Annotated in this window: 21 protein-coding genes; 8 read left to right on the forward strand and 13 right to left on the reverse strand. The window is 65.2% G+C overall.

Annotated features, from left to right (window positions below; translation table 11 throughout):
* Nucleotides 1-10: 10 nt before the first annotated feature.
* Entirely contained in the window at nucleotides 11-799 is a 789-nt protein-coding gene (locus H9638_RS04525) for a response regulator transcription factor (protein WP_191746018.1), read from the reverse strand.
* Between the two features lie 123 nt (nucleotides 800-922).
* On the opposite strand from H9638_RS04525, the gene H9638_RS04530 reads away from it, so the two are divergent.
* Nucleotides 923-2614: a sensor histidine kinase gene (locus H9638_RS04530; protein ID WP_191746019.1), complete on the forward strand. Its 1692-nt coding sequence runs from the start codon at nucleotides 923-925 to the stop codon at nucleotides 2612-2614.
* Between the two features lie 82 nt (nucleotides 2615-2696).
* Nucleotides 2697-3272, forward strand: a complete 576-nt coding sequence (locus tag H9638_RS04535) for an arsenate reductase/protein-tyrosine-phosphatase family protein (RefSeq protein ID WP_191746020.1) — start codon at nucleotides 2697-2699, stop codon at nucleotides 3270-3272.
* A 94-nt stretch (nucleotides 3273-3366) separates the two neighbouring features.
* On the opposite strand, the gene sufU is transcribed toward H9638_RS04535, so the two are convergent.
* Together sufU and H9638_RS04545 are read right to left on the reverse strand one after the other, a co-directional pair.
* Nucleotides 3367-3831: a Fe-S cluster assembly sulfur transfer protein SufU gene (gene sufU / locus H9638_RS04540; protein WP_191746021.1), complete on the reverse strand. Its 465-nt coding sequence runs from the start codon at nucleotides 3829-3831 to the stop codon at nucleotides 3367-3369.
* Nucleotides 3832-3833: 2 nt separating this feature from the next.
* On the reverse strand, nucleotides 3834-5150 hold the full coding sequence (locus H9638_RS04545) for an aminotransferase class V-fold PLP-dependent enzyme (protein WP_191746022.1): 1317 nt from the start codon (nucleotides 5148-5150) through the stop codon (nucleotides 3834-3836).
* Nucleotides 5151-5456: 306 nt separating this feature from the next.
* On the opposite strand from H9638_RS04545, the gene H9638_RS04550 reads away from it, so the two are divergent.
* Entirely contained in the window at nucleotides 5457-7703 is a 2247-nt protein-coding gene (locus tag H9638_RS04550; protein WP_191746023.1) for a LamG domain-containing protein, read from the forward strand.
* A 104-nt stretch (nucleotides 7704-7807) separates the two neighbouring features.
* Entirely contained in the window at nucleotides 7808-8239 is a 432-nt protein-coding gene (locus H9638_RS04555; RefSeq protein WP_191746024.1) for a VanZ family protein, read from the forward strand.
* Nucleotides 8240-8349: 110 nt separating this feature from the next.
* Here H9638_RS04555 and H9638_RS04560 read toward each other — a convergent pair whose 3' ends face one another.
* Nucleotides 8350-8802, reverse strand: a complete 453-nt coding sequence (locus H9638_RS04560) for an adenylyltransferase/cytidyltransferase family protein (protein WP_191746025.1) — start codon at nucleotides 8800-8802, stop codon at nucleotides 8350-8352.
* A 242-nt stretch (nucleotides 8803-9044) separates the two neighbouring features.
* On the opposite strand from H9638_RS04560, the gene H9638_RS17050 reads away from it, so the two are divergent.
* The 3 genes from H9638_RS17050 (at nucleotide 9045) to H9638_RS04575 (ending at nucleotide 14502) form a co-directional block, all read left to right on the forward strand.
* Nucleotides 9045-12125, forward strand: a complete 3081-nt coding sequence (locus tag H9638_RS17050) for a CBM96 family carbohydrate-binding protein (RefSeq protein ID WP_191746026.1) — start codon at nucleotides 9045-9047, stop codon at nucleotides 12123-12125.
* A 98-nt stretch (nucleotides 12126-12223) separates the two neighbouring features.
* Entirely contained in the window at nucleotides 12224-12967 is a 744-nt protein-coding gene (locus tag H9638_RS04570; protein WP_191746027.1) for a hypothetical protein, read from the forward strand.
* A 65-nt stretch (nucleotides 12968-13032) separates the two neighbouring features.
* Complete coding sequence (locus H9638_RS04575; RefSeq protein ID WP_225216995.1) at nucleotides 13033-14502, forward strand: polysaccharide biosynthesis tyrosine autokinase; 1470 nt, start codon at nucleotides 13033-13035, stop codon at nucleotides 14500-14502.
* 132 nt (nucleotides 14503-14634) lie between these two features.
* Here the strand turns inward: H9638_RS04575 and H9638_RS04580 are convergent, their stop codons facing one another.
* From H9638_RS04580 to H9638_RS04600, 5 genes are read right to left on the reverse strand one after another with little or no spacing between them, the layout of a single operon-like run.
* The gene (locus H9638_RS04580; RefSeq protein ID WP_191746029.1) at nucleotides 14635-15867 is read right to left on the reverse strand and encodes an MATE family efflux transporter; all 1233 of its coding nucleotides are present in this window, start codon (nucleotides 15865-15867) and stop codon (nucleotides 14635-14637) included.
* Complete coding sequence (locus H9638_RS04585; protein ID WP_191746030.1) at nucleotides 15868-16686, reverse strand: CDP-alcohol phosphatidyltransferase family protein; 819 nt, start codon at nucleotides 16684-16686, stop codon at nucleotides 15868-15870. It lies immediately after the preceding gene.
* Nucleotides 16683-18128, reverse strand: coding sequence for an oligosaccharide repeat unit polymerase (locus H9638_RS04590; RefSeq protein WP_191746031.1), 1446 nt, complete (start codon nucleotides 18126-18128; stop codon nucleotides 16683-16685). The genes H9638_RS04585 and H9638_RS04590 overlap by 4 nt, the downstream gene beginning before the upstream one ends.
* A complete protein-coding gene (locus tag H9638_RS04595) occupies nucleotides 18125-19321 on the reverse strand; it encodes a glycosyltransferase (protein ID WP_191746032.1) in 1197 nt (398 codons plus the stop codon). Before H9638_RS04595 ends, H9638_RS04590 begins: the two co-directional genes overlap by 4 nt.
* Nucleotides 19314-20162, reverse strand: coding sequence for a glycosyltransferase family 2 protein (locus tag H9638_RS04600; RefSeq protein ID WP_263599405.1), 849 nt, complete (start codon nucleotides 20160-20162; stop codon nucleotides 19314-19316). Before H9638_RS04600 ends, H9638_RS04595 begins: the two co-directional genes overlap by 8 nt.
* 102 nt (nucleotides 20163-20264) lie before the next feature.
* Between H9638_RS04600 and H9638_RS04605 the strand changes: the two genes are divergently transcribed.
* On the forward strand, nucleotides 20265-21053 hold the full coding sequence (locus tag H9638_RS04605; protein ID WP_191746034.1) for an SGNH/GDSL hydrolase family protein: 789 nt from the start codon (nucleotides 20265-20267) through the stop codon (nucleotides 21051-21053).
* A gap of 11 nt (nucleotides 21054-21064) precedes the next feature.
* Here H9638_RS04605 and H9638_RS04610 read toward each other — a convergent pair whose 3' ends face one another.
* From H9638_RS04610 to H9638_RS04625, 4 genes are read right to left on the reverse strand one after another with little or no spacing between them, the layout of a single operon-like run.
* Nucleotides 21065-21721, reverse strand: a complete 657-nt coding sequence (locus H9638_RS04610; protein WP_225216996.1) for an LbetaH domain-containing protein — start codon at nucleotides 21719-21721, stop codon at nucleotides 21065-21067.
* Nucleotides 21708-23006 (reverse strand): glycosyltransferase, encoded by a 1299-nt coding sequence (locus H9638_RS04615; protein WP_191746035.1) that lies wholly within the window; start codon nucleotides 23004-23006, stop codon nucleotides 21708-21710. Before H9638_RS04615 ends, H9638_RS04610 begins: the two co-directional genes overlap by 14 nt.
* Nucleotides 22987-23979, reverse strand: coding sequence for an NAD-dependent epimerase/dehydratase family protein (locus tag H9638_RS04620; RefSeq protein WP_191746036.1), 993 nt, complete (start codon nucleotides 23977-23979; stop codon nucleotides 22987-22989). Before H9638_RS04620 ends, H9638_RS04615 begins: the two co-directional genes overlap by 20 nt.
* A gap of 52 nt (nucleotides 23980-24031) precedes the next feature.
* Nucleotides 24032-25549 (reverse strand): sugar transferase, encoded by a 1518-nt coding sequence (locus H9638_RS04625; protein WP_318241779.1) that lies wholly within the window; start codon nucleotides 25547-25549, stop codon nucleotides 24032-24034.
* Nucleotides 25550-25846: the final 297 nt, after the last annotated feature.

The following is a 25846-nucleotide window of genomic DNA, read 5'->3' on the forward strand; positions in this document are numbered from 1 at the left end:
GGGCGGGACTCTACTGGGCGGGAGCGAGCCGGTAACCGACGCCGCGGACTGTTTCCAGCCAGCGCGGAGAGCGCGAGTCGTCGCCAAGCTTGCGCCTGACATTCCCGACGTGGACTTCGATCGTGCGTTCGTCCGACTCGCTGATGTAGGACCCGGTGTCATAGTCCTCCCCGCGCAGGCGGCGGACCAGGTCGGTTTTGCTCCGGACGCGGCGGCCACTTTCCAGCAGCGCGTGAAGCAGTTCAAATTCCGTGCGTGTGAGGTCCACGTCGCGGCCGGAGAGCTGCGTTGTCCGCGTTCCGGCGTCGAGCATCAGGCCGTTGTGCTGAAAGACACCCACGTCAGACCCGTGCAGGGGGACTTCGGGAACGGGCGCCGGCGGGACTTCGGCGGCCGGCACCGCAGCGGGCGCAGGGACCGCCTCGTCCTTGCGCGGGCGGCGCATCATTGCCGAGATGCGGGCGCGGAGCTCACGTGGCCGGAAGGGCTTGGTGATGTAGTCGTCCGCGCCGGCTTCCAGGCCCATCAGGGTGTCCAGCTCTTCGGCACGCGCCGTGAGCATCACGATGTAGGCGTCGCTGAACAGCCGCAGCTGCCGGATGACTTCGAATCCGTCGATATCCGGCAGTCCGAGGTCCAGGGTGACGACGGCGGGATTGTGACTGCGCACGGCCTCCACGCCTTCGGAGCCGGTGGGGCTTGCATGTACTTCAAAACCGGACTGCTGGAGTACTGCGTGCAGAAGATCGCGAATGTCTTTGTCGTCTTCGATAATGACGGCTACGCGCTGTGTTTCCATACTTTTTGTGGTTTTCCTGTCCTGCGAGACCTGCTGTACCCGCTCCCCTTATTCGGCATCCTACAGGCTTGGCAGATAAACTGCGGACTCCATTCACTCACAAAATGCGAGGTTGCCGCCCCCATGTCCAGATTTAAGGACGCGACCCTGTCCTCGCTGGGAAAGCGCAGGGACTTCTATTTGTTTGCCCTGCGCGACCGGGTAGCCCTGAGCCAGTCCCCTCTTGTGCTCGCCGTTGTTCTTTTGCTGCCGGTCGTTTATGTGGTTAGGCCGGCAGCATATTCAAATCCTGAGTTCCTGACCGGCCTGGGAATGATCGCTGGTTTGTCGGTACTGTCCGTGGCAGTGCCCTGGGGCCGCTGTTTCCGCTGGGCGTATCTGCTCATTCCAATCCTCGATTTTGGTGCTGTTGCCCTGCTTTACCGCGGCGTGCCCGATGTTCCGGGCGTCGCTGCGCTGGCCGTCTTTCCCGTCCTCTGGCTGGCCTGGTCAGCGTTCGCGCCACGGCTGGCAGCGCTGGCGGCTTTTGCCGGTGCCCTGCTGGTCGCCTGGGCTCCCCTGATAGGCGGCAATCCGTCGCCCGCGGATCTCCTGAGCCCCGCACTGGTGCCGCTGGTAATGCTTCTTGTCTACCTGGCCGCTGCCATCACCGTCCAGGACGCAGCTGGCCACCAGCAGGAACTTCAGGAGAAGGACCTGGAGCTCAAACGCAGCCTGCAGGACAGCCGGCGCCGCGCACAGCTCCTCGACGCCGTCCAGGACACCATCGACGTCGGCGTTGTGGTCCTGGCCAGGGACGGCCACATCATGCTGATGAACAACCGGCAGCTGGCCACCCATCAACTCTCTGTGCCTCCGGACAGTGACGGCGAGGATGAAGCCGACATGCTGCTCTTCGATCAGGACGGCTCCACTCCCCTTCCCGCTGCGGACCGCCCGATGGCCAGGGCCCTGCGCCGCGAAGCGTTCTCAGGCAGCCTCATGTGGGTGGGCCGCGGCGCGGAACAGCGTGCCATGGCAGTTTCCGCCAGCCCGCTGAATGATGAGAACGGGGAGTTCAACGGCTCGGTCATAGCGTTCAGCGACGTCACTGACATGCTCCGGGCGCTCCGGGCAAAGGAGGACTTCGTCGCGAGTGTCTCCCACGAGCTGCGCACTCCGCTGACCTCGATCATCGGTTACCTCGACCTCGTCGTGTCCGACGCCGAAGAGGAGGGCCTCTCCGCATCTCTGCAGGCCTCCCTGTCAGTGGCGCTGCGCAATGCTGAGCGGCTGCTGGTTTTGGTCGCCGACCTGCTGACGACGGCGTCGGATTCCATCCATCTGGAAGCCAGGGAACTGTCCCTGCGGGACCTGGTGCGGTCAGCTGCGGACTCTGCCCAGCCCCGGGCCAAAGCAGCGGGTATCAGGCTGGTGGTCGATGCCCCCTCCGACGTCCGCGGGGTCTTCGACTCAATGCGCGTCCAGCAGGTCCTGGACAACTTGGTCTCCAACGCGATCAAGTACTCCCCGGATGGGGGAACCGTCACCCTCCGAGTGGTGGGACGCGGGGCGTCCGTGCTGCTGGAGGTGGAGGACGAAGGCATGGGAATGACTGAAGCTGAGCAGGGTGAGGTCTATAAACGGTTCTTCCGTGCCGCTGCCGTGAAGAAAGCGGGAATACCCGGCGTCGGACTGGGCCTCGGCATCACCAAGGACATTGTCGATGCCCACGGCGGAAACATCAGCCTGACGTCGCAGTTGGGTGCCGGAACGACGTTCCGCGTTGAGCTCCCTTGTGCGGCCATCCCCGCCGGAGACGTTCCGGCAGGGTAATCTCACGGGCAGTGCATACGGCGGTGCCGGACTCTGCTGTAATTCGCTTCGCTTTGTCCAGAACTGAACTGAAACCGAGGTGATGACCATCAACCCGCCCTTCCGCATTTTGACCGTGTGCACAGGCAACATCTGCCGCTCGCCCATGGCTGAGCGCCTGCTCCAAGCAGGATTGGATTCGCTGGCTCCGGGTGAGTTTGAGGTTGCCAGCGCCGGAACGGGAGCCCTGGCAGGCTCGGCCATCGAACCCCATGTGGCTGGGTTCATCAACGTGTTTGGCGGCGTTTCCACCGGTTTCATCTCCCGGCAGCTCACCCCGGAACTACTGCAGGGCCAGGATCTGGTCCTGGCCCTGACCCGTGGACACCGCAGCAGAATCCTGGAGATGTCCCCCGGGCTGCTGCACCGGACTTTTACCCTGCGCGAGCTGGCCCGTTTGCTTCCCGGGGTTGATGCTGAGCCGCAGGCACCAGCTGCCGAACGCTGGAAAAGTGCCATACCGCTTGCCCTGCGGCGGCGGTCAGCTCATCCTGCCGGCCCGGGCGAGGACGATGTGGTGGACCCATACCGCCGCTCAGATGAGATCTACCAGCAGATGGTCAGGGAAATCAGCCCAGCCGTTGAGGCCATTCTGGGCTGGGAGAGGCAGTACCGTTGAACAGGCGGACAGGACGGGGCCGCAGTCCCGTGACGCGCTCACGCTCCGACCCGCTGCCAGGGCATCACCCGGCTCCCTGCCGGGCTGCCCGAACCTACTGCGCTGCCTGAACAGCCTCTTCCAGGGCCACCCACGCGAGCATCGCGCATTTGACCCGGGCCGGATAGCGGGCAACACCGGAGAAGGCCGCGGCGTCGCCGAGGACCTCCTCATCCGCCTCGACCGTCCCGCGGGAGCGCATCACCTCGCGGAAGTTCTCCACCAGGCCCAGCACCTCCTCCTTCGGCAGCCCGGCGGCCAGATCGGACAAAACCGAGGCTGATGCCATTGAAATGGAACAGCCCTGCCCCTCCCAGCTGATCCCGCCAATCGTGGCGCCTGCTGCTGCGGAACCGTCCAACGATGCCCGCAACCTGATCTCATCCCCGCAAGTGGGGTTCAGCTGATGGGATTCCCCCGTCAGTGCGCCTTCCGGGGCGTCCGCCAACCCCTCACCGTGCCGGGTCTTGGCATGTTCCAGAATGATCTGCTGGTACAGCTGTTCAAGATCCGAGCTCATGTCTACTTCACTCCAAAGAAGGGACGGACGCCGGCAACAGCTGCCAGGAACGCATCGACGTCGTCGGTGGTGTTATACAAATACGTGCTCGCCCGGGTGCTCGAAACGAGTCCCAGCCGGCGGTGCAGCGGCTGCGCGCAGTGGTGTCCCACCCGCACGGCAATGCCCTTGTCATCGAGGAACTGACCGACGTCGTGCGAGTGGACGCCTTCGACGTCGAATGCTGCCAACCCAATCCGCTCAATCCCGGCAGCCGGGCCCAGCACCTTGATGCCCTCAATCTGCTCCAGTCCAGCCACCAGCCGCTGGCCCAGCTCTGCCTCCCAGGCGTGGACCCGGTCCATCCCGGTTTCCTGCAGGTAGTTCACCGCTGCGCCCAGGGCCATGGCCTGGGAGATCCGCTGTGTTCCCGCCTCGAAGCGCTGCGGAGCCGGAAGGTATTCTGCCTTGTCCATGGTGACCGTGGTGATCATGGACCCGCCGGTCAGGAAGGGCGGCATGGCATTGAGCAGCCCGGACTTGCCGTACAGCACGCCGATCCCGGTGGGCCCCAGCATTTTGTGTCCGGAGAAAGCTGCGAAGTCAATGTCCAGGGCACGGACATCCACGGGCAGATGCGGAACGGACTGGCAGGCATCCAGCACCACCAGGGCGCCGTGCCGGCGCGCCATCGTCACCAGTGTCTCTACCGGGTTGATGGTTCCCAGCACGTTGGAGGCATGCGTAAACGCCAGCACCTTGGTCCGTCCGGAGATCAGCTGCTCCGCTTCTTCGAGCCGAAGTGCACCGGAATCGTCCACCGGGATCCAGCGCAGCGTGGCGCCGGTTCGGGCAGCGAGCTCCTGCCACGGAATGAGGTTGGCGTGGTGCTCCATCTCCGTCACCACTATCTCGTCACCGGGGCCCAGGACGAACCTGCCGGCGGCCTCTCCCCCGCGGCCAGCCGACGCATTCGAAAACGCATACGTGATCAGATTCAGGGCTTCGGTGGCGTTGGACGTCCACACGATTTCCTCCGGTGCAGCGTTGATGAACCCTGCGACCGTCCGGCGTGCATCCTCGAACACATCCGTTGCCGAAACGGCCAATGAGTGGGCGCCGCGGTGGACCGCTGAGTTGCGCTGTTCGTAGAATTCCTGCTCCGCCTCAATGACGCTGAGCGGATTCTGCGACGTGGCTCCGGAATCCAGGTAGACCAGCGGGTGGCCGTTGACCTGCTGGTGGAGGATCGGGAAGTCGTTGCGGATGCGCAGCACTTCGGCATTGTCCATCAGCCCTGCGGCGGGTTTGAGGGTGTCAGGCGTGGAAACCACGGGCACGGATTTACTCTCCTTGGCTGGCCGTCGGGTCGCGCGTAGTGGCAAGTTGTGTCTAACTGCGCCATTACGCAACGTAAGTCTGTGCTAATCATCCCACTGCGGGCGAACGAACGCATCTGAGTCCGGCCTTAGTTGGTTGTTGATCCCGGTACGGGTGACATCCGGGAGCGGTGCAGGCCCTGGCATGCACCGCGCGTACAGCACCGGAAAAAGCAGGTATCTACCCGCCTTACCCTGCAGGGCAGGGAACGTTAGGTTCCATCACGGATACGTCACGAAGCAGTAGGCATCAGGGGGTTGGCAGAAATGCGTAGAAAAATCACTGCAGTCCTGGCCGGGGCGCTGCTTGCAGCCACGTCGCTCATCGGGCTGGCTCCTCCGGCCGGCGCCATCTCCCCGGGGGTCGCCTTCGCCGCCTCCAACCTGCCCACCTGGCAGACCAACGGAATCGTCTGGGCCATGGCCGAGTCCAAAGGCATCGTTTATGCCGGAGGCACCTTCACGGCTATCCGCCCGCCCGGAACCACCGCAGGCGCGGCCGGATCGGTCAGCGCCGTCAACTTTGCCGCCTTCAACGCCCAAACCGGAAATCCCACCAGCTGTTCCCTCTCGGTCACGGGCGGCAGCGCCACCGTCCGGGCACTTGATGTCTCGCCCGACGGACGCACCCTGTACATCGGCGGCAGCTTCGGAGCGGTAAATGGCGTCTCCACCACCCGCATAGCCGCCATCAACCTTCCCGCGTGCACGGTGAACACAAACTTCAAACCGGGTGCAGTCTCCGCCACAGTCCGGGCAATTGAAGCAACGAACACGGCCGTTTACTTTGGCGGCGACTTCAAAACAGTCGGCACCACCAACCGCGCCCGTGCTGCTGCTGTCTCGAACACCGGTGCGCTGCAGGCATGGGCCCCGGCAGCAGACCAGCCGGTACGGGCCCTGCATATCCCGGCGGGAAAGAACGTGGTGATTGCCGGGGGAGATTTCCTCACCATGAACTCGGCTGATTCAAAAGCGCTTGCAGTTGTAAACAACACCACCGGCGCCAACGTGCGGACCTATCCGAACTTCTTTATTCCCAAAACCTCCGTAGTGAAGTCCATCGACTCCGACGCCACCAGCTTCTACATCGGCAACGAAGGAACCGGCGGCGGGGTCTTCGACGGCCGGGCACGGTTCGATCTGGGGACCTATTCCCAGGTCTGGCGAGACACCTGTCTCGGCGCAACCCAGGCTGTCTCCGTTTACGCCAAAACCCTGTACTCCGGCCATCACGCCCACAACTGCGCCAGTATGAACTCCTTCACCGAAGGAGAGCGTGTGCACCTCAGCGCACAAAACGTCGACACCCCGTCCCCCATGCTGCAGTGGAACCCCATCACCAACGACGGCCAGGGCGAAAAACTCGGTCCCCGGACCCTGGCCCACACCACCGCCGGAACCAACGACGTCCTCTGGGCCGGTGGCGAGTTCACCACCGTCAACGGCAAAGGCCAGCAGAGCCTGACCAGGTTCGGTCCCGGTCCCGGCACCGCCGGACCGGGAGCGCCCCAGCTGGTCAGCGGTGAATCCCGCGCTACCGGGCAGAACACCGTCCGCTGGCAGACCTCCTCCGATCCTGACGACTCGGACCTCACGTACAGTGTTTACCGAAACGGGTCCGCGACTGCGCTGGGAACCGTCAAGGCGTCCTCGCAATGGTGGAATCTCCCCCAGGCATCCTTCACCGACAAGACCGCGGCGCCGGGCACAACATACACCTACCGGGTCCGGGCGAGCGATCCGAATGGCCATGTGGGTGCACTGTCAGCTCAGGTCTCGATCGCCACGGCTGGATCTGTACCCGCCTACCCGGCGGCGGTCCGGGCCGACGGAGCCACCACATACTGGCGGCTGGGCGACACGTTTGCTGCGGCAGCGGACTCCTCCGCCGGGGATCGGATGGGCCTGCCGTTCGGCAAACCCACCATTGGCGGGGTTGCCGGCGTGCTTGCAGGGGACAGCAACAAGGCCACCTATTTCGACGGCGTTGATGATTTTGTCTATGGTCCGCAGCGGATCACGCCTCCAGCCGTGTACAGTGCCGAGGCCTGGTTCAAGACGAACACCACAACGGGCGGCAAGATTATGGGATTCGGCAACGGCCAACCCTGGCGGAACGGCAAAAATGCTGGTCTCAGCAATAACTATGGCCGGCACGTGTACATGACCAACGCGGGAAAACTGGTCTTCGGTGAATGGGCCAGCGGCGCCGCAAGAACGGTGGTCTCCTCCGCCAGCTACAACAACAACGCCTGGCACCATGTGGTCGCCACGCAGGGTCCGGCGGGCATGACCCTGTACGTCGATGGCGTGAAGGTTGGGTCCAACACCGTGGCCGCGAGCCAGACCACCATCGGCTCCTGGCGGATCGGCGGAGACACCCTGACCACGGGCTGGCCCAGCGCTCCAACCAGCCGGTACTTCAAGGGCTCCATTGACGAGTTTGCCGTTTACCCGACAGTGCTCACCGCTGCCCAAGCGGCCGCCCATAACCAGCTGGGGCGGAAGTAGGTCCATGCCGGCAGCCGCCCTTGTCTAGTTCCAGACCGCGCCGGAGTCCGCCGCCCGGGAACCGTGCGCGGGCGGGGTGCCGAACCCGGATCCGGAGACCGGCAGTGGTCCTGTGGCTCTGCGCGGTGGGGGCTGCCGGAGTGGTGACCGCCATCCTGCTGAACCCGACTCCGGTGGACCGTCCGGTTTACGGCCATGTGCTCAAGGCCCTTGCCTGGCTGCAGGCCCGCGGTGTCCCCAGCTGGGTGACTTACGACGACGTCGAGCGGCTGGCCAACGTGGCGCTGTTCATTTTGCCCGGCTTGCTGGTGTCCCTGCTTCTGGCCAGGAAACGGTGGTGGCTGGCGCTGGCCCTGTGCCTCGGGCTCTCCGCCGCTATGGAACTGGCTCAGCACCTGTTCCTCCCGGAACGCTCCGCCAGCAGTGTCGACGTGCTGCTCAACGGCGCCGGGGCGCTGATCGGCGTTCTGCTGGGCTCCGCGCTTCGAAACCTGGGTGCGGCCCGGCGGCTTAGGCGGACGTGCCGCCAAGGCTAGGGCTTACCCCCTGTTGTCCGGCCCGGTGCGCGCCTGGACCAGCCAGCGGTCCCGGGCGCGCGTGCCGCCGGCTCAAACCGGATTTGCTTCCCTCCGCGGAAAACCGCGCTTCAGGCGTTCCGGACGGCGTTTCCGCCGCGTCCGCCGTCAAGCAGTGTCAGAGCCTTCCGGAGCACGCTGGAAGAGGTGGTGGCGGTGTACGGGAGGTAGACGACCTCCACCTTGATCCGGGCCATATCCCGTTCCAGCCGGTCGCCCTTCCCCGTGCCCCGCCAGTCATCGCCCTTGAAAAACACGTTAAAACCCACTTCGGCCCAGGTTTCGGCTTTGTTGATGTGCTCGTCCACCACCACGTCATCCACGAAGCGGATGCTGCGAACAATTTCCAGCCGTTCCGCGAGCGGAACCACGGGAGTCGTGCCTTTGAGCCTTTCAGACATTCCGGGGGAAGCGACGCCGGCAATCAGGTAATCGCACCGGCTCCGCGCATGCCGGAGCAGATTCAAGTGCCCGATATGAAAAAGGTCGTAAACGCCAGAGGCGTAGCCGATCCGAACCGCCATGTGTTCAACCCCCAGATGTGGTGTGGTACCCGATCATCTTGGGGTGCGCGCAGGCGGCGGTAAAGCGGTCTTGGGGTATTCAAGTAGGGTTCCCGCAAACACGAGTACCGCCCGTATTTGCACAGGGTAGCGGGGCACCGGATTCGGGTAGGGCCCACCGTAGGGCGCATCTGGGGCCGCCGCTACGATTCGAGTCAGTTTCGGGCCGTGGGCCCGTCCCCAGTACACGAGGCGGTTGAGCCGTGCAGAAGAAAATTGCGGCGATGTTCTCCATCGCGGCCCTGTCTGCGACAGCAGTAATTGGCGTGGCGGCGCCGGCGTCGGCGCTGTCCCCCGGCGTCGGGTTCAGCGCGGTTGCGCTGCCCACCTGGCAGACAAACGGCATCGTCTGGTCAGTCGCAGAGTCCGGCGGCGTGATGTACGCCGGCGGCACCTTCAGTCAGATCCGTCCACCGGGCACCGCCGCCAACAGCACCCAGGCCCGGGCCGCAGTGAACTTTGCCGCCTTTGATGCCTACACCGGTAACCCGACGTCATGCGCTTTGTCCTTCACCGGCGGCACCGGAACCACGGTCCGTGCCATCGATGTCTCCCCCGACGGGAAGAAGCTCTATGTGGGCGGCAACTTCACCAACGTCAACGGCGTCTCCGCCAACCGCCTGGCCGCCATCAACCTGCCCGGATGCACAGTGGACACCGGTTTCCGCCCCGGCTCCATATCCGCCACTGTCCGGGCCATTGCTGCCACGGCCGACACCGTTTATTTCGGTGGCGACTTTCTAAACGTCAACGGTACGCCCCGCAGCAGCTTTGCCGCTGTCAGCACCACCGGTGCCCTGCGCCCGTGGGCCCCGCAGGTCGACGCGGTGGGACGGGCGGTCGACGTCCCTGAAGGCCGCAGTGCTGTCCTGATCGGCGGCGACTTCAGCACCGTCAACGGGGCGGATTCCAAGGCAATGGCCGTGGTGGACACCAGCACGGGTGCCAGCGTGCGCACCTACCCCACCCGTGAGTACATTCCGCGGACAGCCGTTATCAAGGACATCACCAGCGACGGCAGCGACTTCTACATTGCCGGCGAAGGCACCGGCCCCACCTCCTTCGACGGCCGTGCCCGCCTGTCCCTGGACAACAACTACGAACAGGTCTGGAAGGATACCTGCCAGGGGGCAACCCAGACGGTGCTGCCCTACAACGGAGTGCTTTACTCCGGGCACCACGTCCACGACTGCTCGGCCATGGGCGGTTTTTCCGACGGCAACCGCCGGCACCTCTCCGCGCAGGACGTGGACAACCCGTACCCCTTCCTTGGCTGGAGCCCGGACACCAACGGCGGCACCGGTGAAGGAATCGGTCCGCGGGCCATGGCCATGACCAAAGCGGCCAGCAACAACGTGCTGTGGGTGGCCGGCGAGTTTACCGCAGCCAACGGCTCCCCGCAGCAGGGGCTGACCCGGTTCGGTCCGGGTCCGGGCTCGGCCGCGCCCAGCACCCCGGCAACGGTCAGCGTCTCCAGCCTGTCAGCCGGAGAAAACACCATCCGGTGGCGCCAGAGCATCGACAACGATGACTCCGACCTGACGTACAGCATCTTCCGCAACGGTTCCTCCACACCGCTGGGCACCGTTTCCGGCAGCTCCACCTGGTTCGATGCCCCGCAGCTGTCCTTTACCGACACCACCGCGCGTCCGGGAACGGCGTACTCCTACCGGGTCCGGGCCAGCGACGGCACCAATACCAGCGCCCTCTCGGCGCAGGTATCGGTCACCACGGCCACGGAGTCCCATCCGTATCCGGCAGCAGTCCTGCGTGACGGAGCCAACACGTACTGGCGCCTGGACGACGCCACCGCCGCCGCTCCTGCAGACAGCTCCTCAGGCAACAACCGCGGCCTTCCCTACGGCTCGCCTGTGACCGCAGGAACACCGGGAGCCGTATCCGGCAGCACGGCAGCAGTGTTCGACGGCGTCGATGACCAGGTCTCCGGGCAGCAGCGCTACGCGGCGCCCACCACCTACACCGCGGAAGCCTGGTTCAAGACCAGCACCACCCGCGGCGGGGAGATCTTCGGTTTCGCCTCCGGCCAGCCCAACCGCCGTGCCGACCGCAACTCCAGCGGCACCGTGGACCGCAGTCTGTATATGACCAACACCGGCACGCTGGCCTTCGCCGTCCTCAACCCCGCCAACACGCTGGTTGCACCCGCCACGTCCGCCACCTACAACGACGACGCCTGGCACCACGCCGTAGTTAGCCAGACGGAGACAGGCTGGACCCTGTACGTCGATGGCGAGGTGGCGGCGAGGGGCGACACGCCAGCAGTCCAAACCTACAAAGGGTCCTGGCGGATCGGCGGAGACAGCCTGAATTTCCGCTGGCCCAACCGTCCCGCCAGTGGTTACCTCGCCGGGTCCATTGACGAGTTCGCCGCGTATCCGACGGCGCTCAGCGCGGCGCAGGTTGCGCAGCACTTCGCTGCCGGAACCGGCGGCGCGGGACCCGAACCGGTACCCGATACCACAGCGCCGTCAACAGTCCCCGGTGCAACGGCAACGGTGGATGACACCACCGCCACCCTGCGCTGGGAAGCTGCCACGGACAACGTGGGCGTAACCGGATACCAGGTGCACCGTGCCACCACGGACGGGTTTGAACCCACAGAAACAACGCTGCTCACCACCGCCGGAGCCTCCGTTCTCTCCTACACGGACGCCGCCCTGGCCCCGGGGACCTACTACTACCGGGTGCGGGCAGTGGACGAAGCCGGCAACACCGGCCCGGCCTCCGCGCAGGCAGCCGCCACCGTGGCCGGCGCACCGCCGGTGGACCCGGTGACCCTGGCCCTCACGCCCACCGCCGACACCTATGTCAATCAGGGGGCGCCGGGCACGGTCCACGGCTCAGCCACCTCGATGGCCTCCCGTGGAAGCCTCGCCTACACGTCCTATCTGCGGTTCTCCGCAGGAACCGGGGTGCCACCCGGCATGCGGCTGGTCTCGGCCACCCTGCGCCTGTACACCACATCGGACAGCTTCGGCGGTTCCCTGGACACGCACACCGTCCATCCGGTGGAAGGGACGTGGGCGGAAGCGACCACCACCTACAACAACCGGCCCGCCCTCGCCGCTGCACTGCTTGGCAGCGCAGCACCGGTGGCGGTCAACACGCCGTACTCGGTGCATCTGGATGCCGCGGCCATCTCGGCCATGCTGTCCGGTTCCATCGACCTGGGAATCACCAGTGTGGGCACCGACAACGCCTGGTTCTACACCAAGGAAGCCTCCTCCACGAGGCGCCCGGTGCTGACCCTGGTTTTCGAATAGTCACCGCAGCAACTACATCCATCCGACCTTCGATCCCGGCATCCCAGGAGTGCATCATCCCGCCGACCGGTTCCACCTTCGATTAGAAAGCTCAGGCTATGAAATCTGGTCTCAAACCTCCGTCACGATCCAGGCGGGTGCCTGGTCTGCTGCTGGTGCCTCTGCTGACACTTGGCCTGGCGTCCGGGTGCAGCTTCACCGAGCCGGCCACCGACACCGCCCCCGCGGCATCGCCGTCGCCATCCGCCTCCAGCTCCGGTTCCGGCAAAGCCAAGCCCTCCAAATCATCCTCTGCCTCCGCTTCTCCCGTGGAAGGTGGTGCGGAGACCCAGGAAGATGCGGAGGCCGTGGTCCAGTCCCCGCAGCCTGCACCGGAACCGGAATTTGATGCAGCGCAGGAACAGTTCCTCCAGGACAAGGTCCCGGAGGGCAACGATCCCAACGCCATTCTCCAGGTGGGTCAGGAGCACTGCGACCAGCTGACCAGTGCCAACGCCCTGGACGGTGAGGCCGTGCTCAGCGAGCTGATCATGAAGCCCTCAAAAGACACGTCCGACGCGATCGTGTCCCTCTGCCCGGGTCTGCTTCCCGTCCTGGAAGCTGCCGCTCTCGGGTTCCCGGACGGCGTTTTCGCCGTCGGTGAAGCTGCACCGTGGGCTGAGGAACCCTCCGTTGCGCCCGGCACCTACCGTGCCTACGGCATGTCGACGGAATGCGGCATCTCCGTATACGCGGGCAGCGGGGACCTCATCGGATCCTTCGACGGAACCCAACCTGTAACTGTCGGCGCGGATGCCGCCCGCGTGGAATCGACCCAGTGCTATTCGTGGTCCCGCGCATGATTTTCCGGTCTCAGAACTGTCTTGCTTTATAAATGCCTATCCTAGGGAAGGGGTAACCAATGGATATGCGCGAACAAATACTCATACTTCGCCGAAATTGGATGCTCATAGTCTCATTTGCACTCATCGGCATAATTATTGCCGCGGGGGCATCAGTCCTGATGCCAAAAACCTATACCGCCACCAGCAGTCTCTTTGTTTCCACCCAGAATGTCGAAACCTCCGCTGAACTCCAGCAGGGCAGTGTGTTCGCGCTTGCACGTGTCCAGTCCTATGTGGGTCTGGCCCGCAAACCCCAGGTCCTGGACCCGGTGATCGCAGATCTGGATCTGGACATGTCGGCCCAGGAGCTGGCGAAGAGCGTCCAGGCGTCCACCTCCCGCAACACCGTCCTCATCGACATCACCGCCACGGACTCCTCGCCCGAGATGGCAGCGGACATCGCCAACGGGGTGTCCGCCAGCCTGATCGCCTCGGTCGCGGATCTTGAGCGGCCCACCAACGGACTGCCGTCGCCGGTGCGCCTGACATCGGTGGACGCAGCTCAGCCGCCGTCCGGCGCCTCCAGCCCCAACACTGTGCTCAATCTGATACTCGGTTTCCTGTACGGGCTGGTCGCTGGACTGATCGTGGCCGTGCTGCGGCATGTCCTGGACCGGCATGTCCGCAGCGAGGCGGACCTGCGCCGGTCCACGAGCCTGCCGCTGCTGGGTGGAATCACCGAGACGCAGGTTCCGCGGAATTCCCCCGCCCCTGCCGTACTGTCCGGCTCCGGCACGGACTCCTTCCGCCGGCTGCGGACCAACCTTGAGTTCGCTGCCCTCGGCCGGCAGATGCGGTCATTGGTCATCACCTCCTCGCAGCCGGGCGAAGGCAAGAGCACGGTGGCGCTCAATCTGGCGTTGAGCATCGCCCACAGCGGCCAGAAAGTCATGCTGGTCGACGCCGACCTGCGGCTGCCGTCGGTTGCCGATGCCACCGGCCTGGAGGGCAGCGTGGGGCTGACCACCGTCCTGATCGGGCGCCTCACGTTAGCGGAAGCAACCCAGCACTGGGGATCGGCCGGACTATCGGTCCTGACCTCGGGGCCGCTGCCGCCGAATCCCACCGAATTGCTGGGGTCCCGGGCCATGGAGGAACTGGTCCAGAAACTCGAATCCGACTACGACGTTATTATTTTCGATGCTCCGCCGGTCCTCCCGGTTGCCGACGCCGCCATCCTGACCCGCCATGCGGACAGTGTGCTGCTCGTGGTCGGTGCCACACACGTCAGCCAGCACAACCTGTCCAAATCCGTGGAGCAGCTGACCCTGGCAAAGGCGAACGTGGTGGGTGTTGTGCTCAACCGGATTCCGCGCAGCGGCCCTGACGCCAACACTGCCTACCGGTCCGAATACGGGACACCTTCACTGCACGCCATGGACAACGACGGCGCTCCGGCCTCACCGGTGGCCGAAGCCGAAGCTGCGATCCTCCGGGAGAGCCGGCGCGGCCAGGCCCCGGAGCATGCAGGCCGCGGAGGAAGCGCTGTATAGAGCTGGTTTTCCCGGCCAGCCCTCAGGCCGGCAGGAACGCCCCCGGGAGAAGTTCTCCCGGGGGCGTTCCTTTGCGCTGCGCTCCGGACCGAAGCAAACCATCCTGCGGGAGTTCCATCGGGTCGCCCCCAGTCAGTCGGCGTGTTCCAGTGCCTTGTCCCGGATGCTGCGGCTGCGCCGGTTCAACATCACGGCCGCGGCACCGCAGAGTGCTGCCACGGCAACCGCGGCGGTGAAGCCCCAGGCCGAGGCCTGAGCGGAACCAGGGACAGCAAAGGCCAGGGGCAGGATCAGGGTGAGCGCGGCGAGGACGCCACGCATCAGGGTGGAGAGCTGGTTGGACTCGGTCGCCCGGAAATACGCGAGAAGAATGGTGTACGGCACCATCGCCAAATACTGGACGGCATACGGCCAGCGCAGGTCCTGCGCGTTCTGCCAGGTCTCCCCCAGTACAAATTCCCCCGCTGCGGCGGGGAGCAGCAGCACGGCAGCACCCCAGCCGACACCCAGAACCAGGACAACCGCCAACGCTTCGACCAGCCGTGCCCGGAAAGTTGCGGTGCCGCGGCTGCGGACCAGCTCCGGTATCACCGCCGTCTTCAGCGCACCGAACACCGTGTTCAACGGCGAGAACAGCAGCTGTGCGGCCCGAAGCGCGCCAACGCCTGCCGCCCCCAGCGGAACAGCCAGGAGATACAGCACAGCGAAGGACGACGCGTTGAGCGCGGCGAACTCCCCCGCATAGCGGAAGGCGAAACTGCGGTTGAGCCACAACCATCTGGTTCCGGCAGGAACAGCCGGAACGCACCGGGCCAGCAGCAGTCCCAGCAGCAGAGCGACCGCAGCGCCGATGCCCCACCACACCAGGACCGCCGCCAAACCGGCGCCGGCCTGGGCGGCCGACAGCATCGCCGCGATGGAGATGACCGCCCACGCGCCGTCGATTGCCAGCGCCCGTGTGGGGGTGCCCTCGCAGATGAACAGGTAGCGGAGACTGTCCTGCAGCAGCACCACGGGAGCAGCTGCGGCCATTACCAGCCACAGGCCTGCGTTTTCCTCTCCGGCGGCAGCCGCCCCCGCTAGAAGAAGCAGCACCGTAGGAACTGCTGTCAGCGCCGTCGCACCCAGGCTCGCGGCGGCGATTTCACGGGTAAGCTGCCCGGTCCGTGAGTACCTGACCAGCAGCGTCTCCCCCACCAATGCGCGCTGCCCGCCAAGGAACAGCAAAAGACCGGCGTAGGCAAGGGAGAACTGGCCGAACTGTTGGACACCGGCAACGTTTGCCGCGATTGCCACGGCCACGAAGTTGGAGAGGCTGGAAACTCCCTGGTCCGCGAAAGTGACTACGCGCCGCAGTCTGCCCATTCAGCCCAGCCTCAGCAGCTCGGACCGCCATTTGGGGAGGAATGCGGCGCACATCAACACGTGGGCTGCAGCCAGCACAGCGTAGGCAATCAGGAAAACGCCCGGCCACGGCAGCAGCAGGAAAGCCAGGCAGGTCATCCCGTAGTCCACCGGGAGCGTGATCACTGAACGGCGCATCAGGCGGCGGCGCTCGGCAGATCCGGCCGGGGCAGCGAAACCAGGGTTGGCCGGTCCTGCGGAATCAGGTTTTACCCCAGTACCCGCGGACCCACCCGCTCCGCGCGTTGCGTTCCGCCGAAGCTGGTCCAGGAGCACACCGCCAAAGAAGATGGTGGAACTGGCCAGCAGGAAGGCTCCCGTGCAGGCGGCCAGCAGCAGCGCCGGGTGGTCCGTGTTCCGGAGCAGGAAGCAGAACGCTGCCACGTGCATGACGGCGATCCGGCCGTTGTCCAGAATGTGGTCCAGCCATTCCCCATAGGCTGAGCTGCGTCCCTGCAGCCGGGCCAGCTGGCCGTCCGCGGAATCCAGCACATAGCCCAGCGCCAGCAGCACTCCGGCCAGGGCCGAGGTGAGGTTGGCGGTGGCGCTGAACGCCAGCCACAGCAGGGAGCCGTAAGTCAGGGCCGCCCCGGCAAAGGTAACGTGATTGGGCCGGATCCGTGTGTTCCGCAGCGCCGCGGCCACCACCCGTCCGGCTGGGCGGTTGACCCAGAGCAGGTAAAGCGGCACTCCCCTGCGGGTCTTCTGTGCCTGCTTCAGCCGGTTGAACGACTCGCGGAAGCCAGGCTTCGCGGCCGGCTGGGGAAGGGTCCGGCTCATGTTTTTGCTCCTTCTTTGCGGTCGGCCACGGCAGTGAGGATCAGGATGGACAACGCCAGGATCATCAGCCGGCCCATGGACTGCAGCAACGATCCGCGCAGCAGAATGAACAGGTACCCGGCGAAGATGGAGATGCCCAGGTATCCCACGGAGCCGCGGCTGAGGATATCCGTCCGGAAGCCGGCATCCAGCCGCCGGGCCAGGAAGCCGAGCCCGGCAAATGCCGCAATCAGCCCGATCAGCCCAAAGTTGATCCAGGCCTCCGCCCACAGCGGCGCCGAGAGGTTGAGGTTGGCGCTGTTCATCCACATGCCAACTTCCACCCCGGTGTCATACGGCTTGTCCGCCCACATCACCCGCGGCACCCAGAAGAACATCGCACCTAATGCCTGGTATCCCCAGGACAAACCCTGTTCCTGGGTGTAACCGAGAGTGTTAGCCAACATCGTGAACTGGTCATAGTCCTTGGTGGCGATGGTGGTCCACACGGAGTCGAACTGGACGGCTGTGCCGGTTCCGGCGGCCCGCCGTGTCACATCGGAAAGCGGGAAGACCAGGATGGACGCCAGCACCCCGCCCGCGAGCATCAGGTTGAAGATCCCTTTGCGTCCCCGGATCAGCGGCAGCAGCAGGCCGAACAGCACTGCCAGGGTCCAGTACCGCGAATTGGAGATCGGATTGTTGACGACGGCGTTGATCACCGCCAGCGCAACCATCAGTGCGGTGTCCACCAGCCCGAGCCGCCGCTGCCGGTTCCGCCACACATGGATGTAGAAGATAAGCGCAATCAGGCAGGCCACAGAACCGGCGGCGGAAATGATGGCCCGCAGCGCCTGGCCGCTGTCCGGATTAATGGCGTCCAGGGCCTCGCTGGTTTCCTCCCTGCTGAGGAAGAAGACAGCCAGTCCGCCAACCTGCACGATGTACACGAGGGCTGCCCCAATTGCACCCACGGAAAAGAAGCGCAGTGTCTGCACGCTTCGAAGTCTCCGGAACCGGGGCCGGACTGCCTGTCCGCTGCGGTGCCGCACGTGGTAGGCGGCGTCAAAGCACATGCACCCCAGCAGGGTGAGGAAACTGGCCAGCGTCAGCAGCCCGTCATCCACCTGGATGCCCAGGGCAGTGGAGCGTCCCGTGGTCAGCTGGGCCAGTGGTGCCAGACCCATGCCGGTGTAGACGAAGATCCAGAACACTCCAGCTACCGGGCGGATGTCAGCATTCCAGAGCAGCACCGCGATCTTGACCGCCGCATATAGGGCCACCGAATACCGGATGAGGAAATCCGTGTCGGTGTATGCCACGGCTGCTGCCCCGCGCGCCAGAAGCGGCAGTACAACGGCGAAGATCAGGAAGGCGGCGAGCGCCACCGCCGATTGCAGGCCGCGTCTCGGTTCCTGCACCACCGGCCCCGGGTAGCTGAGCGTTTCCAGCGTGTTTTTCATCGGGTTCCTTCCTTCCTCCGCCTGGCCCCCGGGCCTTGCTTGGAGCTGCTGGCCAGCCGGTACCGGGAGAGGAGGTCCTGGGCCAGTATGTCCGCCGACCAGATGGCGCGGTGCAGATTCAGGGCCCTGGCGCTGAGCCCGTTCCGGGCTTGGGCGTCTGCGCCCAGTTTGCGCATGGCTTCGGCCAGTGCAGCGGCGGTGGGTTCACTCAGGACGGCTGCCCCGGCCTGCTCCAGATCCGGTGCCAGGCCGCACTCCGTGCTGACAATCAGCGGCACTCCCAGGGCAGCTGCCTCGATCACGGCCATGGGATAGGGCTCGTTGAGCGATGGCAGCACAAAGGCCGTGCACTGCCCCATTGCCGCCTGCACATCCTTCGGCCCGAGCTCTCCGGTCAATTCAAAGCGCTCCGCGTGCCCGGAGCCGGCAATCAGCGCCCGCACCTTCTCGGCCTCGCCCTGGTCCGGACCCGCAAGGATAAAGCGGGCGTCCAGTCCGGCGTCGAGCGCTTCAATAGCCGCCTGCACAAACACGGCAGGCTGCTTGCGGGCGGCGAGCCGCGCGGCGAACAGGAAGACCTGCTGCTCCGGATCCGACCACCGCAGAACGGGATCGGGCACCGCGTTCACCACGCGGCGCATCCGGCTGGGCCGGACTCCCAGCTGCTGCAGGTCCTGCTCTTCCTGCGCTGTCAGTGTCAGCCACAGGGCGGGGATCCGAACCATGTGCCGCGTGATGATCCGGTCAAAGACCCGGACCGGCGCAGCGACGGACGGCACCAGCATCCCGTGGGTCTGGGCCACCACCGGGACCCCGGTGCGGCGCAGCAGCAGTGTTGCGGCCGTGGTGATGAAGTCACGGCAGAGGTGCACATGCACGACGTCGGCGGTGCGGCCGTGCGCAGCCGCATACCGCGGCAGGGCCAGGCTCACCAGGCCCCGCAGCTTCGCTCCCGGGAAAGGCCGGTGAACCCGGAAGTACCGCACTCCGTGCGGGGAGGTTCCCGCTTTCACGGGGGGAGGCGCGCCGAGCCAGCCGCCCACAAGTTCGACGGCGGCACCGGCGGCGGCCAGGGCCGCGCTCTGCATCCTGGCCACCGCCCACACTCCCCCGGCGGCCGCACCGGGCCCGGCCAGGCCCCCGACCTGCAGCACCCGCAGCGGACGCGGTTCCGGTGCTTGGCCGTCAGCCATGGTTGTGTTCCTTCGCCGGCTCTGTACCGGGCTCCCCGCGTTCCACGCGTGCCAGCTCACGGCTTTTAAGGCCGATCTGCCAGTAATAGGTGGAAAGCGCCAGGGCGTAGTCAAAGCCGGCACGGCCATCCAGGAATCCTCTGCGCAGAAGATAGCTGTAGAGGAAGAACACCAGCGGCTTGAACGGCACGGCGTCGAACCGCCGGCCCTGCCGGCTTTTGGAGGCGCGGACGCTGTTCCGGGTTTCCGGGTGGTTGCGTAGGTACGCCTCCCAGTCGGAGTAGCGGTTGTGCCGGTCGAACCAGGTCCGTACGGGATCGGCGTCGTTATGCACCAGAAGGGCGGTGGTGCGGCCCACCGGGCCGCTGGGCCGGGGCTGGTAGTGCGCTTCCACTTCCCCCATCCCCGGCAGATGCAGCAAATCGATGTTGCAGAACGCGTTTTCGCCCCGCCGCAGGAACGATCTCTTGACCACACGGTGCCCGTGCTCGAGCCGGGTGCCGGCAAAGTAGTACGCGATCGGGAGGTCGAAAGCGACCCGCTCCTCGGCTGGATCGTCGGCAATCGAGGCCAGCTCCGTGATGAGGTCCGGCGTTGGGTACTCATCTGCGTCCAGCATCAGGAGCCAGTCATGGCGTGTTTCCACGTTCTCCAGCTGCCACTGCTTCTTCTGGGGGAAGGCTCCGTTCCAGGTGAAATTGACCACCCGGGCGCCAGCCTCCTGGGCCAGTTCAACCGTCCGGTCATTGCTATTGGAATCAACAACAATGACCTCGTCGAAATCCGCTAAGGCCGCGAGGCACTGGCTAATTCCTTTTTCCTCGTTTCGAGTCTGAATCAAAACCGATATAGGTATTTTATTCATGTACTTCCCCCCTGAAGCAGGTATCTTTTTTGTCTTGAGAATCTAGTCCGGGCGTTGTGCCTGGCTTAGGGTTGAGGAATGCCTACCAGACACGCCAACCACCGTTCGTCCCGAATTCCAAGCCGCGGACCGCGCATTCTTGGTCTTCTGGCACTGGTCCTGGCCGCGGCGCTGCTCTCCTTCTACGCCCTGTCCCAGACCGGACCCGCCACCGGCGTGACACCGCGGAGCGCCGTCCCGGAGACTCCGCGCTCCGCCGACACCGGGCCGGCGGCCGTTCCGCGCATCGAGATTCTCGGGGACTCCTATGTGGGCAGCTCCGACGAAGGCGGGAAGGGCCTGGCCAACTGGACCAGCCTGGTTGGCACCCGGTTCCATGAAGGAAACAAGCCCGTGGAGATCAACCCGGTGGCACAGCCCGGTTCCGGCTACCTTGCCCGCGGCGTCACCGGACTGGTGTTCAGTGAAGCTGCCGCCGAGCGCCTGAGCCCGGAAGCGGACGTGGTGCTGGTCTTCGGCAGCCGCAATGACGGCCGGCAGAGCGACACTGCCATGTACGAGGCAGCCCGGACGCTGTACTCCGATCTCCGCGCCCTCGCTCCGAAGGCAGAGATCATTGTGATTGGCCCGGTTTGGGTGGACGCAAACGTGCCGGACTTCATCTCCGCCAACAACGAGGCGATGGCCAGGGCAGCGGCAGAAGAGAAGGTCAGCTACGTGGACGCGGTTGCCGAAGGCTGGTTCACCGGAACGGACGGTTCCCTGATCGGCATCGACGGCGTCCACCCTACGGACGCGGGCCACGCCTACCTGGCGGAGAAGATTTATCCGCTCCTGGCCGGGACGGTGGCGGACCTGGCCCGTTAACGCCGCCGGGGTCATGGCCGGCCTGGGGCGGCCGGGTTCCGGCCGTCTGCCTCTTCGGTGAACCGGTCGCCGAGCTCCGCCGGCTGGTTGGAGGCACCGTAGATCCGGTTGGCGCCAACGGTTCCTTTGACCACGGTCATCGGCTGGATGACTGCAGACCTGCCGATCCGGGTTCCCCCCAGAACCATGCAGCGCGAGGTCACCCAGGCGCCGTCGTCGATCCGGATGGGGCTGGTTACCAGTCCCATGTCGGTGCGGACCCGGTGGCTTCCCGTGGTCAGGAAACTCTCCTGGGAAATGACGACGTCGGCTCCAATCCAGACATGGTCCTGGTTATGGAACCACACACCTTCCCCGATCCAGGACCTGGGACCGATGTGGAGTTTCCACGGCGCCTTGACCCGGGTGCGCGGACGGAAGATCACGCCGTCGGCAATCTCCGCCCCGAAGGCACGCAGCACTGCGACGCGCAGCCGGGAGCTGATCTGCCACGGATTGGTGACAAAGACCAGTTCACACGCGGACCACAGATACACAACGGGACGGGGCCGCCCCCAGGACTCTTTGGAGCCCGGCGCCTTGGACAGATCAATGACAGCACCGGCATGGCGGCGTTCCCCGGCAGCGCCGCCGTTTGCCCCTGTGGCGCGGGGCTTAGGCCGCAGCATTTTGCTGCTTCCTGCGGGCGCCCCGTGTCGTCCGCGCATGCGCCGGCCGGGGACGCCGGCCGGGAACCGGATCAGTCTCCGGCAAGGCCCGTCTGAGCACTTCCTCGAACCGGTCCGCGATCGGGACAATCCCAAACCGGCTTTCGGCGAGTTCCCGGCCCCTGGCCCCAAGTTCCTGCGCAGCAGACGGATCCCGGGTCAGGTTCCGGAGCCAGGCTACGGCACCGGCAACACCGAATTCCGTGGGCGGGCCCACGTACCCCTTCGCTTCCAGGATGTCCGCAGCCGCCGGATTGTCCTCCGGCATCAGGCCGAGGATCGGGCGGCCGGCAGCGAGCGAGGACATCACCTTGCTGGGGATCGAGAAGCGGGAGGCTCCGGGTTCCAGGATGGTGACGAGCACATCGGCAGAACCGAGCATGTCCGGCAGGTCCGCGGCCGGTTGGAAGGGCAGCAGGGTTACCGGCAGGTCCGGGTCCTGCATCAGGTCGGCGCGCAGCATCTCGATGCCCTCGCCTTCAGAAGCGACGATCAGCCGTGCCGGCAGACCGGCTGCCAGGGCCGAGCGCAGCAGATCGGCAAGCAGAAGCGGGTTGTGCTTGCGCCCCAGTGTCCCTGCGTAGAGCAGCCTCAACTCGGGCTCTCCCGGCAGGTGCACCGCAGCCCACGCATTGCCGCGCGGGCGCGGAACTATCTCGGCAAGTGGGGCCCAGTTGGGGATGACTGTCACGTGTCCGGTATCCAGTCCCCACCTCCGGTAGGCGAGCCGGAATTCTTCTCCGATCACCACCGCTTGCGAAGCACTGCGGACTATCCCGGCCTCGATCCTGCGGACAAGTGCGCTGCCGCTGCCGGCCAACGGCGCCGGAAGCCGGCGTGCCAGCTCCTCACTGATGGCGTTGCTGAACAGATCCTGGTGCCACAGGAGCCAGGGCTGGTTCCGGCGGGCGGCGGCGCGGCGGAACTGCTCCAGTGCGAGCAGCGGCACGTTGCAGGCAACGATGCACTCCGGTGCGGTGCGCTGGTTGTGCTCGAGCCAGGTGCGCGCATAGGCCTGCTCGAAACGCAGCCTGCCCAGCGCACTGTACTTCCGGAACGGCTGGCCGGAATCCAGCGGCGAGAAGCCCAGCAGTGCGGGATCCTGCGGAGTCCGCTCCAGAACACCTTTCCCGCTGCTGTACTGCGCGGAATAGACGTGGTCCACGGAATGGCCCCGCGCCGCCAGCTCACGGGACAGCTCTGCCTGAAACGGATGTCCGGAAAAGTCATGCACCTGAAGTCGCATCAACCAGCCCCCTCTGTGTCTTGACCTGCCCCAGGATCCACTCGTAGGTCTGCTCCAGTCCGTCCCTCAGGGAGATGGAAGGCTCCCAGCCGTAGATGGACTGGAAGAGCGTATTGTCGCTGTTGCGGCCGCGGACACCCTGCGGCGCGTCCAGTTTGTACTGCCGGTTCACGACGGTGCCGGAGATCTGTTCCAGCAGGTCTGCCATCTGGTTAATCGAGACGAGTTCAGCAGAGCCCAGGTTGACCGGTTCGGCGGAGTCCCCGTTCATGACCTCCAGGATGCCGCGCACGCAGTCGTCGATGTAGATAAAGCTGCGTGTCTGCCCGCCGTCGCCCCAGATCTCCAGATTGGGATCCCCGGTGAGGGAGGCGGTTGCGAACTTGCGGCACAGCGCTGCGGGGGCCTTCTCCCGGCCGCCGTCCCATGTGCCTTCGGGACCGTAGACGTTATGGAAGCGTGCCACCCGGGTCTGCAGGCCGTAGTCCTCCTGGAAGTGCCGGCACATCCGCTCCGTGAACAGTTTTTCCCAGCCATAGCCGTCTTCGGGCTGGGCCGGGTAGGCGTCCTCTTCCCGCAGTGCGGTGACGTTCGAGTCAGTCTGGTGTTCGGCGGCATAGACACAGGCTGAGCTGCTGTAGAAGAACCGTTCCACCTCCTGGTCGCGGGCTGCCACCAGCATGTGCGTACTGGTCAGCACCGTGAGCATGCACGCGGCCTTGTTGTTCTCAATGAACCCCATGCCCCCCATGTCAGCCGCCAGGTTGTAAACGTGCTGCATGCCTCTGGTTACCTGCTGCGCGGTCTCCAGCAGCGAGCAGTCCCCCTGGATGTTCTCCGCACCGTCGTGAACCTGGTACCACTCATCAAGCGGCTTGCAGTCGACGGCCCGGACTTCATGACCATCCTTGATCAGACGGGCCACAAGGTGACCGCCAATGAACCCGCCCGCACCAGTAACTAGAGATTTCATGGTTCCTGCTTCCTTATTGACGTGAGACCAGCCGAAGCCGGATTTCATCTGCCTAGTACGCGCCCACTGGCCGGCGGAGCATTTTCACCGTGCGCCAGAGAATGATGAGGTCACCTGCGAGTGACCAGTTTTCGACGTAGTACAGGTCCAGCCGCACTCCGTCCTTCCAGTTGAGTTCGGAACGCCCGTTGATTTGCCACATACCGGTCAGCCCGGGCTTGATATAGAGCCTGCGGTGCACCCGGTCTCCGTACTGCGCCACTTCGCGGGGCAGGGGTGGTCTTGGCCCAACCAGTGACATGTGGCCACGGAAGACGTTCCAGAGCTGCGGCAGTTCGTCCAGGGAGTACTTCCGCATCCACCGCCCCACCTGCGTGACACGGGGATCCTGCTGCATCTTGAAGAGCACGCCGTTGCCTTCATTGCGGTCCAGCAGGCTCTCAAGGTCGTCCTCCGCGGATTGCACCATCGACCTGAACTTGAGCATTTCGAAGGTGCCGCCACCGCGGCCCACGCGCTCCTGCCGAAAGATGGCGGGTCCTGGACTGTCCCGGCGGACCAATATGGCGAGCGTGGCCAGGACCGGGAGGAGAACCAGCAGGCCAGCCCCGGACAGCAGAATGTCCAGCCCTCTTTTGACCACGTGTTTACCGCCCGTGTACTGGGGAAGTTCCACATACATCAGCGGGAGTCCTTCAACCGGCCGTGCGTGGATCCGCGGTCCTGCCACGTTCGTAAGTCCAGTGGTCAGGATGAGCTGTGTGGCTGATTCCTCCAGCTTCCATCCCAGCTCCTGGACGTACCGGCTGCCGCCCTTGGTAGGACCGGCCACGATGACCGCATCGGCACGAACCCGGGCCACGGCATCTACAACCGCGTTTTCGTCAGATACAACAGGGAGGTGCGTACCGTCCACGTCCAGCCAGGACCGCCGCTTGCCTGTCAGCGATACGCCGACCACCTTGTAGGCCGCCCGCGATCTGGATCCGATCTGGTGCACCACGTACCGGACGTCCCGCGGACGCCCCAGCACAAGGACCCGGGCCAGGTACTTTCCCCGTTGGCGCTGCTGCTGGAGCCACTGCCTCAGCAGCCACCGGGAGCAGATTAGCCCAGCCGTTCCGACGGGCAGGATGAACGCGATGTATCCGCGTGCGATGTCGAGTTGGAAGACCACCGCTGCGAACGCCAGTCCGGCCGTTACGGCAAAGGCCGCGTTGATCGTGCGTTTGTATTCATCGGGTCCCACCCCTACTATCCGTGTGTCCCTGCTCCGGTACACGTGCAAGGCCAGCATCCAGGCCACGCCGATCACTGCTGACAGCACAAGGTAAGGGGTATCGAATGGCCCCACCTGGAGTTCGGCGGGCTCGAGGCCAAATCTCGCCGCGGTGCCCGCCAGGACTGCCCCGACAACCACCAGGGCATCTGTAACTGTCAGGATGCGCACGTAGCGGCGGTTCCAGACCACCGCAGCGGTCCTCGCCGCACCCCCTTTGCTGAACGGATGGGTGACGAAGCTCGGAAAAACGTACGGCTGGGTTGGAACGGCAGCATGATCAGCTTGCACCTTTGACCCTGTTGGTCCTGTGCCGGACAGCGGCGCATCAATCAGGGCCGTCATGGCCCCAGGAGCTCCAAGGTCCATGTGCACGTCCGCCTTCTGAAGCCCTTTCCGGACGCGGACCCTGTTCACAACTGCGGTGAGGGTGTCCGGGGCTGCCGGGTGGGGCAGGCGAACCCCATCGCCTGGATTAGTTCGGCTCTCCTGCGGGAAATAGTCCTCTGGCAGGAGCCTGCGGGTTTCTGCACTCATGTGGAGACCGTCGTCCTCGGTTTCGTTCCTACCAGGATCTGGGCGGTAGAA

The organism is Arthrobacter pullicola, assembly GCF_014836875.1.
In the GTDB taxonomy this organism is placed as follows: Bacteria; Actinomycetota; Actinomycetes; order Actinomycetales; family Micrococcaceae; genus Arthrobacter_B; species Arthrobacter_B pullicola.

What these genes read in the sequence shown, in the direction of transcription:
- H9638_RS04560 (WP_191746025.1), bottom strand. Translation starts at nt 8,802, where the DNA reads ATGGCGGTTCGGATCGGCTACGCCTCTGGCGTTTACGACCTTTTTCAT.
- H9638_RS04605 (WP_191746034.1), top strand. Translation starts at nt 20,265, where the DNA reads ATGCCTACCAGACACGCCAACCACCGTTCGTCCCGAATTCCAAGCCGC.
- H9638_RS04615 (WP_191746035.1), bottom strand. Translation starts at nt 23,006, where the DNA reads ATGCGACTTCAGGTGCATGACTTTTCCGGACATCCGTTTCAGGCAGAG.
- H9638_RS04580 (WP_191746029.1), bottom strand. Translation starts at nt 15,867, where the DNA reads ATGGGCAGACTGCGGCGCGTAGTCACTTTCGCGGACCAGGGAGTTTCC.
- H9638_RS04590 (WP_191746031.1), bottom strand. Translation starts at nt 18,128, where the DNA reads ATGAAAAACACGCTGGAAACGCTCAGCTACCCGGGGCCGGTGGTGCAG.
- H9638_RS04575 (WP_225216995.1), top strand. Translation starts at nt 13,033, where the DNA reads ATGCGCGAACAAATACTCATACTTCGCCGAAATTGGATGCTCATAGTC.
- H9638_RS04530 (WP_191746019.1), top strand. Translation starts at nt 923, where the DNA reads ATGTCCAGATTTAAGGACGCGACCCTGTCCTCGCTGGGAAAGCGCAGG.
- H9638_RS04570 (WP_191746027.1), top strand. Translation starts at nt 12,224, where the DNA reads ATGAAATCTGGTCTCAAACCTCCGTCACGATCCAGGCGGGTGCCTGGT.
- H9638_RS04595 (WP_191746032.1), bottom strand. Translation starts at nt 19,321, where the DNA reads ATGGCTGACGGCCAAGCACCGGAACCGCGTCCGCTGCGGGTGCTGCAG.
- H9638_RS04535 (WP_191746020.1), top strand. Translation starts at nt 2,697, where the DNA reads ATGACCATCAACCCGCCCTTCCGCATTTTGACCGTGTGCACAGGCAAC.
- H9638_RS04610 (WP_225216996.1), bottom strand. Translation starts at nt 21,721, where the DNA reads ATGCTGCGGCCTAAGCCCCGCGCCACAGGGGCAAACGGCGGCGCTGCC.
- sufU (WP_191746021.1), bottom strand. Translation starts at nt 3,831, where the DNA reads ATGAGCTCGGATCTTGAACAGCTGTACCAGCAGATCATTCTGGAACAT.
- H9638_RS04620 (WP_191746036.1), bottom strand. Translation starts at nt 23,979, where the DNA reads ATGAAATCTCTAGTTACTGGTGCGGGCGGGTTCATTGGCGGTCACCTT.
- H9638_RS04550 (WP_191746023.1), top strand. Translation starts at nt 5,457, where the DNA reads ATGCGTAGAAAAATCACTGCAGTCCTGGCCGGGGCGCTGCTTGCAGCC.
- H9638_RS04585 (WP_191746030.1), bottom strand. Translation starts at nt 16,686, where the DNA reads ATGAGCCGGACCCTTCCCCAGCCGGCCGCGAAGCCTGGCTTCCGCGAG.
- H9638_RS04525 (WP_191746018.1), bottom strand. Translation starts at nt 799, where the DNA reads ATGGAAACACAGCGCGTAGCCGTCATTATCGAAGACGACAAAGACATT.